The organism is Xylella fastidiosa (assembly GCF_011801475.1).
GTDB classification, from domain to species: domain Bacteria; phylum Pseudomonadota; class Gammaproteobacteria; order Xanthomonadales; family Xanthomonadaceae; genus Xylella; species Xylella fastidiosa.
The window spans coordinates 1,742,299-1,755,060 of record NZ_CP044352.1; the positions used below are offsets into that span (position 1 = coordinate 1,742,299).

A 12,762-nucleotide genomic window follows, 5' to 3' on the forward strand; every position below is an offset into this window, starting at 1 on the left:
GAGCAGTCTTTTCCCGTATGCGACTCGGGTTATTGTTGCTTCTTGCGGTGGTGTGGGGATTGAGTAGGGGGCTTATTTGATGGGGGTGCCGTCCAGGGCGTGATCAATCAGCCATAGGGCCGCCCATAGTTTTGGGTCCATCGCAAAGTCGGCATGCATCTTTTCCACTAACCACGCTGCGGCTTGTGTACTTGGGATTTCGTGTACAACGATGTTTTCGTCAATGTCACCACCTCCGGAGCTGACTTTACGTAATCCAGTGGCGCGTACAAAAGCGATACGCTCGCTGCTGGCTCCGGACGATACTGGGCCGATGAGCAATATTTCCGCATGGTCAGCGGTCCAGCCGGTCTCTTCCTCTAGTTCGCGGATGGCTGCTTGCTCAATCGATTCTCCAGCATCAATGTCGCCGACTAATCCCGCAGGCATTTCGATAGTGCGTTGCTGTATGGGGATTCTGAATTGTTCGACGAAGATAATCCGATCTTCCGGTATGACTGCCAGGATAATTGCAGCCAGGCCACCAGGGTGGACGCGTTCAGAGTATTCCCAAGTGCCGTTCACGATCATGCGCTGGTACTTTCCTTCGAAGAGCACGCGTGGGGTGTTGTTGGATGAATTCATTGCTGTGAAATCTTGATGAGTGAGGAAGGGGAGCACGGGATCAGAGCGGTTGCTTGTCAGAGTGGCCGTAAAGTCATAGGGTCAAAGAATCATGCTACGCACATAACCTTCATCATATTGGAATCTGCTTGCATGTGTTTGAACGTGCGTGGTTGCGTGCAGGGCACTGCTGGTTAACAGGGCCTGTCCCTGAATGGTAATGCTATTGCGGATATGTACGTGTACTCAGATTGAGTAGGCAAATTTATGCGTGGCATGGTTTGTCAAAAATGATGCGGTTCCGCTTACGGTGTCCAGTTATGGAGTAATGCGTCCACATCCGGACGCTCACGTTCAGGGACTTCTAGGCGTGGTGTGCCGATATGGATAAAGCCGATGATGTGCTCGTGTGGACCAAGATGGAGATACTCGGCGACGGTGCGGTCATAGGCCATCCAGCCGGTGAGCCATTGAGCACCAAAGCCGTAGGCTTGTGCGGCTTGCAGCAGTGCAAAGCAAACGCAGCCTGTTGTCAGTAGTTGTTCTTGTTTAGGTACTTGATGAGTGGGTTGTAGCCGTGCGACTACCGTAATGACTACAGGCGCATGGCAAAAGCGCTCGCGTTCTTTGTCCAGTATGGTCTGCGGCGCATCTGGATCGCGTTGCAGGGTCCGTTGTACCAAAAATTCACCAAGCGCTTCACGTGCGTGACCAGTAATAGATAGAAACCGAAATGGCACAAGCTTTCCGTGATCGGGGACACGTACTGCTGATTGTAGGATCCGTCGCAGCGTTGCCGTATCTGGACCTGGCTCGCTGAGCTGGCGTGAGGGTACTGAGCGACGTGCATCCAAAGCGTGTAGGGGATAAAGTGTGTTCATTGTCTCGATTATTGAGTGTCGATTTACTCAAGTATAGACGGACTTGTTGTTCCGTCTCTTTGGATGTGTTCAGGAGTACATGAACAAGTTTTTCGTTTCTGAGATCAGTAGGACTTCATCTAGCATGCCTTTGCCGATTGAATTGAGGAGTACGTCTGCTTGTTTGGAGCGGTGGCGTGGAAGTTGCAAATATTTCAGGATGCCCACTAGATGTCGACTAAGTTGAGCCATGTGTTGCAGGAGCTGCGCGATGTGCGGCAAGCATCGCACAAGGTGTCGCAGGGCGCGCGCGTATTGTTTCCGTGTGAATTGCTATCAGCGCTTTCTCTCTTGCAGACTTCGGCACAGGCGAGTTATCAGGCGGTGGTCGAGACTGGTCTAGGATTGGCGAGGGGTTTGCGTGAGCAGATTCTGAAGGCGGCGGCCATACTTGGTGTGGCAGATCCATCCGGGATATACATCCAACCTGAGGATGAACATAGGCTTGATGTGGTCGGACGGCTGTTCGAGGCGATGTTGCGTGATAGTTGCTTATATCCACAATCGCGTGTGTGGATTGGGCACTTGTTGGTGCCGGTTGCGAAGGTTGCATTGCGTGACAGTTGTTTATTAGAGACTGATCACCATCCGGTATGGCGGTTACTGATGTTGTTAGTCGATGCTTGCAATGGCAACAAGGGGGAGGATCCAGCTGAGCATGCGTTATTGATGCAGGTGCGCGAGACTGTAGAGACGGTAGTCCGTGAATTCGATGATGATGTGACTTTGTTCCAGACGCAGCAAGCCGCATTGAGTATGCATTATGAGCAGTATGTGGCCAAAACGCGGAATACCCAGCGTCATGTGGCTGAATGTGAGATCACCGAAGAGCGACGTCAACAGGCTCAACGGGTTGCTGATGATGCACTGAAGCAGTGCCTTCTGGGACATGTGTTGCCTCAACAGATTGAACATTTTCTTAGGCGCATCTGGTGTGCTCATGTACAGCAGGTTGCGTTGCTTAATGATGATAACGGCCAAGCGCTTAAGGCAGTCCTGGCATTGGGAGATGCATTGCTGGTCCAGTGGCGTCAGGCCAGCGAGGGAAGCATCCCGGAACGACCTTGGTTGTATGAGGAGCGTGCTGGGATATTGGAGGCTTTCTGTATTGCTGGGATGACTCTGGTTGAAGCTGAAGCTGGGTTTGCCAATTTGCAGCATGTGTTGGCGGCGGCCACGCCACAATCGTCAGTGATTGCCACATCGACGCAGACTCAGAGTTTTGATACGTTCATCTCAGTACCGGATACGTCGGCTACATCCGAGTTGAATACTGCGAGTCCTTCCTATTTTCGTGAGCTTCCCCTGGGGACCTGGTTAGACTTTATTGGCATTGATGGTCGTATCCAAAGTGGCCAATTATCTTGGGTTAGCCCAATTTCAGGACGATTGATGTTTGTTAATCATCGTGGTCGACGTTTGTGTGTGACCGCTCCAGAGGAGCTTTCCACATTGATGTGCTTAGGGCGGTTACGTTTGCACCGTGCTGGAGATTCTTTGATGAGTTGATGACTCTGCTTCCCATGCATAGGGGGGGGATGCTGGATTAGTTGGTTTTATTGACGCCTGCTACGCTGGGGGAGCCTTTCTGCATAAAGGTTACGTCCAGTTTTTGTAGTATTGTCGAGCGTGAGCCGATTGTTGGAGCAGATGTGTGTCTTGGCCTTGCTGAGGATCGCTAATGTTTTCGTTCGTTGCATCAAGTGCTTTGACACGGTTTTGTTTGAACGTGCTGAGGTGGCTCGCTTCGTTGTCGCGTGAATATACGCAACTTCTGGCTTGTTTGGACTGGCGCTTGGGGTGATTTCTGGGGGAAGTCGAACTGGATGCCAACTGTAATCCGTTCGGTCCTAAGCATCTCGGTGTGGCAGTGTATAAGGCTTTGGGCGCTTGTGAGCTGGCATCGGCGGTGTGAGCGTGATCTGTGAGAGCCGCTCGTACGCGTGTATCGGATATTCGACAAACAGTTGGCTAAGATTGAGCACCTGGCGCAAATTTTCAGACCGCCATTACCAGTGATGCAGGAGACAAGTATTTTTCCGTTGAGGCAGGGGCGAAGCCGGAGAAACACGGTAAACAATACGCCTTTTTTTGCGCGTTGGAATTCATGGAACTTTGGGAACGCAATCGTGAGTGGTTCCAGGTTGCCTACCGCCTGCATGAGTGTGAAGATGTTTCTTGCGGACATCTCAACGGTAATCAGGAGATGTTATTGGAGACGTTGCCCGGGTTACTACAGCAGACGTGTGCTCGGCGCGGGAAAGTCCTTTGACGTTGCGCAGCGGCTGCTGAGTCAACACGAAATACTTGTTGTGCTGTCGTTGCTGCAAGCCAAGTAGAAGCACATCCCCAGAAGCTGTTAGATCGATTATTGGCGTATTTCATTAATAGACGGAGTGTTCGTGCGAAAGACTCCCCCGGTCAGGTGTTTGCTTAATGCATTGACTGATGCCTGCGATACTAACGTTGGTAGCACTCCTGTTGATCTAGCACTCATGGGGAAGGTCGAAGAGATCGTTAAGCGCCTGATGTCCGACTTTAAGCACAATTTTCGATCTTTTTGAGCTTGGAGCAGGCGTTTCTCGAGTTCCTGATGCAACACCGATGTCAGGTCGGGATTGTGGAGCGTCGCATTGCTGAAACACAACGGCGCATCTCCTTGCTGGAAAGGAATTGCACAAACATTTGAATGGCCTTCTAATTGCCGCGTGCGATGAGGAGTTCATACGTCAGCTTTGGCAGCATTATCTGCCAATGATTCTGTTGCATGAGTGCGAGAATAGGACAGGCGTTGATGAACTGGCTGAAACGTGTCGCCGGATCGTTGCCAAATCTTGTTTACATGTATTTCAACAGGGGTTACTGAAAACGTTCGGTAGCCTCGGTCTGCATGGGGATGCCGTAAAGCTGGCGATTACTCTCCTGTATGACACATTGCAGGAGATTGTCGAAACGTGGAGAAATCGTTTTTAGACCATTCCTGAGATCAGCTTGTTGCTCTCTATCTTCACCGGAGAGTGCAATTTGAATTTGAGCAGTGGAGCCTGATGGGGGAATTCGATGATGTTGATGCCAACCGCTTTTGTAAGATGGAGGTGGGGACTTGGTTCGATGTTGAAGCGAGCATTCCCGAGACACAGGATGTGTGGGGAGAATGGCCATGGGGTATAGCACCGGCCTGTTACAGTTTCTCAACAATCCGTCAGTGTCTTCGCTGGTTGGTGTGTCTAGTTGCGTTTGGGCTTATCGACGTGCCAAACCCCAGCTCAATAGGAAGGCAGCGGCATAGCAAATCAGGTCAAAGCTCTGATTGGCCAATGTTGACAAGGTCCATGCAAGATGTGGGCCCATCTTCAATGCAGAAGACCATGGATCTAAGCCCATGACGATACCGATTTGAGTTGCGGCGATACCCCAGTTTGCGGCCAAGATCGTTCCCAGGGTTGCGGTCAGCGCCACACTAAGGCGCAACCAACCTCTACGCAGCGTACCTAGATGGAGCATGCCGGCCACATCAAGCGCTACAGCAAATGCGAACCAGCCGGCTTGATGTTCACTGACAAGGGCAATCAGTATCCAGGCGATGAGGGCAATACTGCACCCAAGGAGCAATAGGGGAGGCCAAAGCCAGTGTACGGCCCTGTTGGGCGTGGAGTGTGGGGGCATCATGACTTCCTTGGAGAAAGCTTAGGATACGGTGTTTCCCTTCGGACTCGGACATACACTGCCGAGTAAGGCGCGCGAACACGATACAATCGCTCTCTTGCCTCTTGATGGCGTGGCTCTCTATCCATGTATGTATTCCCGTAGCAGCGAACCTGTTCAGTTTGAACGTGATTGTGAAGCCGTGATGGTGCCGCAGGGGGATTTCGTCACCCTCCCAGCGGGCAGCTATGGTTACATCACTCAGGCATTGGGTGGTAGCTATACAGTGTTTGTCGATGGCAATTTATTCCGTATTGCTGGTAAAGATGGCGATGCGATTGGCAAAGAGCCACCCCCAGGGTTGCAACTTCCTGACGATGCCAGTGACGCAGCAGTAGAGCAACTCGTGTGGCAGCAATTGCGCGCCTGTTTCGACCCGGAGATACCGTTCAATATTGTTGATTTAGGCTTGGTGTATGAAGCAATGTTGGGACATCGCGACGATGGCCAACGTACCGTACAGGTCAAAATGACCTTGACGGCTCCGGGATGCGGTATGGGCGGCATATTGGTTGACGATGTGCGTTCCAAATTGGAGTTGATTCCAACGGTTGTTGAAGCCAATGTCGAACTTGTCTTTGATCCGCCTTGGGGCCGTCACATGATGTCTGAAAGTGCGCGTCTTGAGACAGGTATGTTTTGAAATCTAGATTTCCCTGATCCGTTGCTGCCTGCTCCGATCCGTTGCTGCCTGCTCCTTCTGCCCTTTTGCTTCTGCTTCAACAGGAATTTTCTAGTGTCCATTTCGTTCGATATTGCCCGCTCATTGTCTACCACTTCTGATGAAGAGCTCTCTATGATCCTGCAAGCGCCAGGGTTCGGTGTTCATTTCACTGATCATATGATTGCTATCGCCTGGGATAAGGACAATGATTGGCACGACGCCCAGGTGCGCGCCTATGGGCCATTGTTGCTAGATCCTGCCGCTGCTGTGCTGCACTACGGGCAAGAGATTTTCGAAGGAATCAAAGCATATCGCCATGCTGATGGTTCGATCTGGACGTTCCGCCCGGAGGCCAACGCTCGCCGCTTGCAGCGTTCGGCCAAACGATTAGTGCTGCCAGAGTTGCCGGTGGAACTGTTTACAGAATCTTTGCGTCAACTCATTGCAGTGGATGCCCGCTGGGTTCCTTCAGCACCAGAAACCAGCCTTTATTTTCGTCCCTTCATGATTGCCACAGAAGCGTACTTAGGCGTGCGTGCTGCGCAGCACGCCTCTTACTACCTGATCGCCAGCCCTGCTGGCCCGTATTTCGCTAAAGGCGTTACTCCCGTGTCGATCTGGTTGTCGACAGACTGTGCCCGTGCTGCCCTAGGGGGCACGGGCGCGGTGAAGTGTGGTGGCAATTATGCCGCCTCCTTGCTGCCGCAACAGGTCGCGCAGACCCAGGGATGCTCTCAGGTACTGTTCCTTGATCCGGTTGAGGGCAAATACCTGGAGGAGCTGGGAGGGATGAATGTGTTTCTCGTCTACACAGACGGCACCTTGGTCACACCAGCGTTGTCTGGCAGCATCCTCGAAGGTATCACCCGCGAGAGTATCTTGCAGCTTGCTCGTGATCGAGGGATGTGTGTTGAGGAACGTAAGGTAGCAATTGAGGAGTGGAAAGAGGGCGTGGTTTCCGGTGCGATCAGCGAGGTATTCGCTTGCGGTACGGCTGCTGTGATCACTCCAATTGGTGAATTGAAAGCGGAGGGTTTTTCGGTCGGAAACATCAACGCACCACCTGGCGAAGTTACTCTGTCGTTGCGCAAGGAACTGACCGACATCCAGTACGGCCGTTTGCCAGACCGTTATGGGTGGATGACGTGTTTGAAGGAATAAATTACTTTCGCTTCCTATCCTTTTCGGTGACTTGATGCCGTTGGCTGGCTGCAATGCGGGCAATGCATGGGGGCTCTGCTGCTGCTCCCGTCTTTGTTCGATGGAGAAACATAACGAACCGATGGTACAGAGCTGCATGTGTATCTTTACAGTTTTGAACATCGTATCCAGAACCACCTCAAACTAATCCGTACTCTTTGAGTTTCTTACGTAGTGTGGCGCGATGAATGCCAAGCAGTGCAGCAGCACGGCTCTGATTCCCTTCACAATGGTTCAGTACTTCTACCAAGAGAGGAATCTCCATTTCGCGCAGCACCATGTTGTAGAGATCATTGGCATCGCAGCCATCAAGATCACGCAAATAACGGCGCACCACTTGAGCTACATGTTCACGTAGGGGGGACTTTGGGGAGCCACGGCTGACTTCGGGACGGGAGGGTACTACGTTCAACGGAAATTTCCGGGCTTTGGACGTCTGGCAGGCGCTTTGCGGAGGGCAAGTCTAGCGCGTGACCGTTGCTTATGCCACGTGTGTTTTAGCGAAATTCAAAGGTGAAGGCAGCAGTGTTTGCTTCCCGCTCATGTACACGGAAAACGATATGGGCACTTTGACCGGGGGTTAGCCTCTCATTGGGACGTGGAGGGTGACCTAGATACTCTGTCGGCGTGAAGGTGCTACTGCCGATGATTTTTCCGTCGGCATCGGACAGCGATAGTTGCAAGTACGGCCAAGCCTGTTCCCAGCGTGCATCGTTGCGGAAGGTCGCTTCTATTTCCAGGACACCAGGGTACCCATGTAAGGGTTGGACATTACGTTGCAGCATTGTAAAGGCTGTCGGTTCATGCCAAGCCGGCAATGAGCACCGCAGAACGGTACAGAGTGTGTTAAGCAAGGGCCGCCATGCAGCATTGCTGGCCAAACGTGCGCGGTCAGCAAGTAATAACTGCAACACCAGTGTGAAGGTTAAGACGGTGATCAGTAGAGCGTTCAGGCGACGGTTACGCTGCGTCGCCAAGACGTTTTCTATTGGATGTGCAAAGGTTGGTGCTTCAGCAGGGCTTGCATTTGGTATGTGCGAGTAGACCTGTTGAGGCATTGTTTCAGGAGAGGGTGTTGCTATTCCCGTCTCGACCAATGGTGCATTGTTTGTGGTTGGCGAAGGGGGTGGTTGTGGGCGGAGAAATCTAACCAGGGATGGTGGGAGCTGATTCATCGAAGTGTGATGATGGAGGGTTCCGAAATCCTATTGAATCATGTTCCGGCCTCATCGGCGCAGTGTGTCAAATGGGGTTCCCAGCAATTCGAGCAGCCCGCTGCGTTGACGCGGCGTGAGTTTGGCAAATTGTTCCAGCAACAGCTTTTGTTGTGAATCGAATTTCTGGTAGGTCGGTGTTGGTTCGGAGATGCTGCTGATCGGTTTCCCACAATCAGGTTTGCCTCGACCTGTGGAAAGATATTCAAAAGCCATACCGGTACGGCGCGCCAAGGCAATCAGGTTCTCTACAGATGGCTTGGTCCCTTGCTCCATCTCCCACTGGGCAACCGCACTGGGTGTAACCCCAAGATCACTGGCCAATGCCTCCTGGGTCAGACTGCATAGATTGCGTGCCTCACGAACGCGTTCGGAAAGTTTGCTCACGTACACTGTTCTCGTATGAAAGGGCGCAGATATAGCGCTTACATTCGATGCGGTGTGTTCGCACTGCTTTCTATTGTGATTAAGTTAGTGAAACTATCTATCAGGGGCATCAAGTTACTATCCAATTCAATTGAATGTGTTATGTGAACTGATGCTTCAAGACCGAACAACACAGCGCCATTGTCGCTTGTTTAAGCGGGGCCTATTTTCGAGAATATTGCATTTTGATGGTGTGCGGCTGTGTGCAGATGTGGGAATCAAATGGTGTTGGTATGGTCAGGAATGTGCTGTAAGTGATCTTTCTTCAGTCTCTGGAGCAAGACACCTTTGGGTGTTACTGATTGCTTGCTTGGAACGGTTGTTAAAGGAGCGTGTTTTGACTGACCGTTACTACGATTTTCTATCTATTTAAGATTATACGGTCTTGCTGTAGTGGCTATATGATGGACAGTGTAAGCGGCTTTTTTTGTGAGATTATTCACTTAGTTACGCCCTAACCGGGATCCTCCTCTGTTGACGACGTTTACAATGCTAAAATCCCAGCGTGGCTTGGCTTGGGCGCGTATTGGTGCTGAGCTTGGCTTATTTTTATTTGGTGCTTTAGCCATCTGTCTGCCAGTCGGCCTTGCCCCTTTTGGCTTCGTGCTGGTGACAACGAGTGTGTTGTACTTTGGCCGATTGCGTCGTGCCACGTCGGAAATTGCGGCGCCGCTGCGCACTTTATTTTTATTAGCCCTGAGTGTGTTGCTGTTGTCGTTGCTGTCTATCATCGTCATGCACCTGGGGTTGCGTGATTTAGATATCAGGACACGCTTTCTTCTGTTGCCTTGGTCCGCTCTTTGGGTGTATGCGTTGCGACCTCGCAAGCAATGGTTGTGGTGTGGCGCTGCTCTAGGTGTATTTGGGGTTCTGCTGCTGGCAGTGATTCAGATATTGCGTGGCGAGACGCGTGCAGAAGGTTGGGTGAATGCCATTGTGCTTGCCGACGTCACTATGGCACTGACCATTGTGGTGGTGTTCGCGCGCCCTAAGCAAAGTTGGTTACTGCCGTCATTGGTGTTACTGGCGTGCAGTGCTGTGATTGTGCTCAGTGGTAGCCGTGGGGTTTTGTTAGCAATGGCCGTGGTGTTACTTGTGTTGACCATGAGTGTCCGTTGGGCCAGCTTGCGTGTTCGTTTATTGTTGCTAGCTGGTTTGGTGCTAGGTGGAGGTGCATTGGCTTTGGAGGTACCGCAAGTCACTGAGCAGATGCGGTTGGTGGAGTTCCAGGCCGATATACGCCGACTTGAGAGCGGTGACAGTGATTCTTCCACAGGCGCGCGTCTGGAGCGCCTTCAAGTTGCTTATGCCACGTTCTTGAGCAAACCATTGATGGGTGTTGGGATCGGGCAGTTTGATCGTGCGATGACCTTGTTACCGGTATGCCGTGGTGATGAGTGGTTGGTGCGTTGCCATCTACGGCACGCTCATAATGATCTTGCCGAATGGGCGGCGACTCAGGGGGTCCCTGGATTGTTGGCGATTTTGGCCATTTATGGTGTGCCGTTTGTGTTGCTACTGCGTCTGTACGCGGCGGGTGGCCGTAAGAGTTTTCGTGGCCCAGCAGCGACTGGAGTGATGCTGGTGGTGTCTTACATGTTATGTGGTATGACCCAGTCGATGTTTTCGCATCAGATGAGTACAAGTTTTTATGCGGTGGCAGTTGGTGTGTGTATTGGTTTGGCGTTGCGTGAGGTGAAGTTGCGGGGCGCTTTATAATTCTGATTCTTTATCAGAACAGCCTGAAAAGAGTATAGATGCGAATGGAGCGAGAGGATCACAGTCCCCAGGCAGAGTCTGCCGTGTTGTTGCCCATGAGTTTGGTGGTGATGACCTACAACGAGGCGGCCAATATCGCACGTTGCTTGGACAGTGTGCCGTTTGTTTCCGAAAAACTCGTGGTGGATTGTGGCAGTACGGATGAAACGGTGGAGATTGCACGCGCTCATGGCGCTCGTGTGGTCGAGCAGGCGTGGTTGGGGTTTGGACCGCAACGCAATTTTGCTTCTGAGCAAGCGACCTATGATTGGATCTTAGTCCTTGATGCTGACGAATTTCTGTCGCACTTGCTACGTGAAGAATGTTTGCGGCGTTTGCCGGAGTTGCTGTTGGATGAAGGTCGTGAGAAGCCATTAGCCGCAATTTGGCTGCGCCGCAGTACCTGGTACATGGGGGCACCGATGCGTTGGTACCGGCCGATGGTGGGGGAGCACTTGGCCCGTGTGTATCATCGTCGCCGCGCCTTTTGGACTGAAGTGCGTGTTCATGAATCGCTGTGTTTTGATGGTCGCAGCGCTGAGTTTGTTGCTCCGTTCCATCATCTGCACAATCCGACGTTGGTGCACAAGCAGTTGAAGGTGTTGCGTTATGCCGAGTTAAAAGCGTTGGACTGGAATAGCAAAGCGCGGTCGGCGCGTATGTGGCAAGCGCCGTTGGTATTTGTGGCTGCTTTCTTAAAGGATTATGTGCTCCGCTTGGCGATACTCGATGGTTGGCGTGGGTTTGTGGTGGCGCAGACGGCTGCCAGTTATGCGCTCTATAAGCGGATGCGTTACTACGAGATGCGGCGCAATCCTGATTCGATCCAACAGGCGCGCACACAATTGTGTAAGCATCGTTTGGAGCATGAATGAACAAGAAGCACTATTTGTTGTACGGATCAGAACGCTATGCACTGGCGATTCTGCGTCCGCTACAGGCAGCGATTCGGGCGCGTGGTGATGAGGCAGCATGGTTCTTCGATGGTCCAGGCGCAGAGGACCTTGCGGCTGACGAGCAGTTACTCAGTGTGGCGCAGGTGCGTCTCTGGAAGCCATACGCGGTGATCACCAGTAGTAATGCGGTGCCGCATTTTTTTCCAGGTGTGAAGGTTGAGGTGTTTCATGGCTTCAATGCGGGCAAACCGCGTCATGTCTATAGCCGTGGTTTCTTTGATCTGTATTGCACTACTGGCCCGCGTGATACTGCTGCGTTCGGTGAGCTGGCCGACAGGCTCGGCCACTTTGCAGTGAAGCAGACCGGATGGCCAAAGATCGATCCGTTTATGGGTGAGATGAGCCAAGCATTGGTTCCAGTACGCCAGCCACCAGTGATTCTCTATCATTCGACGTTCTCGCCATCGTGGAGCGCAGCTGACATCCTTTACGATGAGATCAAGCGTTTGTCGTTGCGTGGTGAGTGGCGTTGGATTGTGACGTTCCATCCGAAGATGAATCCAGATGTGGTCGCGCGCTATCGTGCGCTGCAGAGCGAGCATCTGTGTTTTTCCGATAATGACAATATTCTTGAGCTGTTTCCGCATGTCGACATGATGTGTTCCGACACTTCTTCGGCGCTGAACGAGTTCCTGTTGACCTGCAAGCCAGTTGTAACGTTTAAAAACAGGAATCCTGGGCCACAACTGATCGATATTGATGATCCCGCTCAGTTTGAGTCGGCGATCCGGCGTGCCTTGTCCCGTCCGCCGGAACTGCTGTCTGCCATCCGTGCCTATGCGGATGCGATCCATCCATACTGGGATGGCCGTTCTAGTGAGCGCGTCCTTGAGGCTATTGATGCCTTCGTCGCTGAGGGAGGACGTAATCGCCGCACCAAGCCGTTGAATCTATGGCGTAAGTTCAAGCTGCGTAAACGCATCGGCTATTGGGGGCCTGCGTGGCTGTGAGTGTTGCTGTGTGCTTTGATGTTACGAGAGATGTTTGCGCTCTTACCTGTCTGTTGTTGGTGTGTGTATGTGGAGTGCGTGATGCGTGTGCGTCCGTATGCTCAGTCGTGCAAACGATGTCACGTCGTGCTGCGATCAATGCGCCGCTACAGTTCATGTACTGTGGCAATCGCATGTAGTGCGACGACTGTCGATGAATCGTAATGTCGTACCTACTGTTGCTGTGGTAAGTGGGTACGGTCGCTGTGGGCGCTGGCGTGTGACTTCTTAGATCATCAGCAGAGCATAAGCATGGGTGAATGAGGTGACTTGGTGTGGTTGTACAGCGGCAGTATGTGCAGGCAATGCCACGGTAATGCTGTTGTC

14 protein-coding genes and 1 pseudogene are annotated in these 12,762 nt (G+C 52.1%); 9 read left to right on the forward strand and 6 right to left on the reverse strand.

The window, feature by feature from the left end:
* Positions 1-72: 72 nt before the first annotated feature.
* Positions 73-624 (reverse strand): NUDIX hydrolase, encoded by a 552-nt coding sequence (locus F7G16_RS07790; protein WP_038232884.1) that lies wholly within the window; start codon positions 622-624, stop codon positions 73-75.
* 284 nt (positions 625-908) lie between these two features.
* Entirely contained in the window at positions 909-1,484 is a 576-nt protein-coding gene (locus F7G16_RS07795) for a nitroreductase family protein (RefSeq protein ID WP_004091174.1), read from the reverse strand.
* Positions 1,485-1,694: 210 nt separating this feature from the next.
* On the opposite strand from F7G16_RS07795, the pseudogene F7G16_RS07800 reads away from it, so the two are divergent.
* The 4 genes and pseudogenes from F7G16_RS07800 to F7G16_RS07815 form a co-directional block, all read left to right on the forward strand.
* Positions 1,695-3,005: pseudogene (locus F7G16_RS07800) on the forward strand (DUF1631 family protein); the annotation flags it as partial.
* Positions 3,006-3,630: 625 nt separating this feature from the next.
* On the forward strand, positions 3,631-3,795 hold the full coding sequence (locus F7G16_RS07805; RefSeq protein ID WP_012382550.1) for a hypothetical protein: 165 nt from the start codon (positions 3,631-3,633) through the stop codon (positions 3,793-3,795).
* A gap of 130 nt (positions 3,796-3,925) precedes the next feature.
* Positions 3,926-4,087 carry a DUF1631 family protein gene (locus F7G16_RS12255; RefSeq protein WP_012382551.1) on the forward strand — a complete coding sequence of 54 codons (162 nt, stop codon included), beginning with the start codon at positions 3,926-3,928 and terminating at the stop codon, positions 4,085-4,087.
* 121 nt (positions 4,088-4,208) lie between these two features.
* On the forward strand, positions 4,209-4,496 hold the full coding sequence (locus F7G16_RS07815) for a hypothetical protein (protein ID WP_014607710.1): 288 nt from the start codon (positions 4,209-4,211) through the stop codon (positions 4,494-4,496).
* A 270-nt stretch (positions 4,497-4,766) separates the two neighbouring features.
* Here F7G16_RS07815 and F7G16_RS07820 read toward each other — a convergent pair whose 3' ends face one another.
* Positions 4,767-5,189: a hypothetical protein gene (locus F7G16_RS07820; RefSeq protein ID WP_004091165.1), complete on the reverse strand. Its 423-nt coding sequence runs from the start codon at positions 5,187-5,189 to the stop codon at positions 4,767-4,769.
* A gap of 130 nt (positions 5,190-5,319) precedes the next feature.
* Here F7G16_RS07820 and sufT point away from each other — a divergent pair, with 130 nt between their 5' ends.
* Positions 5,320-5,871 (forward strand): putative Fe-S cluster assembly protein SufT, encoded by a 552-nt coding sequence (gene sufT / locus F7G16_RS07825; protein WP_004091163.1) that lies wholly within the window; start codon positions 5,320-5,322, stop codon positions 5,869-5,871.
* A 93-nt stretch (positions 5,872-5,964) separates the two neighbouring features.
* On the forward strand, positions 5,965-7,053 hold the full coding sequence (locus F7G16_RS07830; RefSeq protein ID WP_011097801.1) for a branched-chain amino acid aminotransferase: 1,089 nt from the start codon (positions 5,965-5,967) through the stop codon (positions 7,051-7,053).
* 178 nt (positions 7,054-7,231) lie between these two features.
* Here F7G16_RS07830 and fis read toward each other — a convergent pair whose 3' ends face one another.
* From fis to F7G16_RS07845, 3 genes are all read right to left on the reverse strand, one after another.
* Positions 7,232-7,504: a DNA-binding transcriptional regulator Fis gene (gene fis, locus F7G16_RS07835; RefSeq protein ID WP_004085493.1), complete on the reverse strand. Its 273-nt coding sequence runs from the start codon at positions 7,502-7,504 to the stop codon at positions 7,232-7,234.
* An 85-nt stretch (positions 7,505-7,589) separates the two neighbouring features.
* Complete coding sequence (locus F7G16_RS07840; RefSeq protein ID WP_014607711.1) at positions 7,590-8,150, reverse strand: DUF3426 domain-containing protein; 561 nt, start codon at positions 8,148-8,150, stop codon at positions 7,590-7,592.
* Positions 8,151-8,318: 168 nt separating this feature from the next.
* Positions 8,319-8,693: a helix-turn-helix transcriptional regulator gene (locus F7G16_RS07845; protein ID WP_038232338.1), complete on the reverse strand. Its 375-nt coding sequence runs from the start codon at positions 8,691-8,693 to the stop codon at positions 8,319-8,321.
* A 528-nt stretch (positions 8,694-9,221) separates the two neighbouring features.
* On the opposite strand from F7G16_RS07845, the gene F7G16_RS07850 reads away from it, so the two are divergent.
* Genes F7G16_RS07850 through F7G16_RS07860 form a run of 3 tightly spaced genes read left to right on the forward strand, consistent with a single transcriptional unit; the run spans position 9,222 to position 12,396 of the window.
* Positions 9,222-10,451 carry an O-antigen ligase family protein gene (locus tag F7G16_RS07850; RefSeq protein WP_004091152.1) on the forward strand — a complete coding sequence of 410 codons (1,230 nt, stop codon included), beginning with the start codon at positions 9,222-9,224 and terminating at the stop codon, positions 10,449-10,451.
* Positions 10,452-10,489: 38 nt separating this feature from the next.
* Positions 10,490-11,365, forward strand: a complete 876-nt coding sequence (locus tag F7G16_RS07855; RefSeq protein ID WP_004091151.1) for a glycosyltransferase family 2 protein — start codon at positions 10,490-10,492, stop codon at positions 11,363-11,365.
* On the forward strand, positions 11,362-12,396 hold the full coding sequence (locus F7G16_RS07860; protein WP_004091149.1) for a CDP-glycerol glycerophosphotransferase family protein: 1,035 nt from the start codon (positions 11,362-11,364) through the stop codon (positions 12,394-12,396). The genes F7G16_RS07855 and F7G16_RS07860 overlap by 4 nt, the downstream gene beginning before the upstream one ends.
* Positions 12,397-12,762: the final 366 nt, after the last annotated feature.

What these genes read in the sequence shown, in the direction of transcription:
- F7G16_RS07855 (WP_004091151.1), top strand. Translation starts at nt 10,490, where the DNA reads ATGCGAATGGAGCGAGAGGATCACAGTCCCCAGGCAGAGTCTGCCGTG.
- F7G16_RS07850 (WP_004091152.1), top strand. Translation starts at nt 9,222, where the DNA reads ATGCTAAAATCCCAGCGTGGCTTGGCTTGGGCGCGTATTGGTGCTGAG.
- F7G16_RS07805 (WP_012382550.1), top strand. Translation starts at nt 3,631, where the DNA reads ATGGAACTTTGGGAACGCAATCGTGAGTGGTTCCAGGTTGCCTACCGC.
- F7G16_RS07795 (WP_004091174.1), bottom strand. Translation starts at nt 1,484, where the DNA reads ATGAACACACTTTATCCCCTACACGCTTTGGATGCACGTCGCTCAGTA.
- sufT (WP_004091163.1), top strand. Translation starts at nt 5,320, where the DNA reads ATGTATTCCCGTAGCAGCGAACCTGTTCAGTTTGAACGTGATTGTGAA.
- F7G16_RS07820 (WP_004091165.1), bottom strand. Translation starts at nt 5,189, where the DNA reads ATGCCCCCACACTCCACGCCCAACAGGGCCGTACACTGGCTTTGGCCT.
- F7G16_RS07840 (WP_014607711.1), bottom strand. Translation starts at nt 8,150, where the DNA reads ATGCCTCAACAGGTCTACTCGCACATACCAAATGCAAGCCCTGCTGAA.
- F7G16_RS07860 (WP_004091149.1), top strand. Translation starts at nt 11,362, where the DNA reads ATGAACAAGAAGCACTATTTGTTGTACGGATCAGAACGCTATGCACTG.
- F7G16_RS07790 (WP_038232884.1), bottom strand. Translation starts at nt 624, where the DNA reads ATGAATTCATCCAACAACACCCCACGCGTGCTCTTCGAAGGAAAGTAC.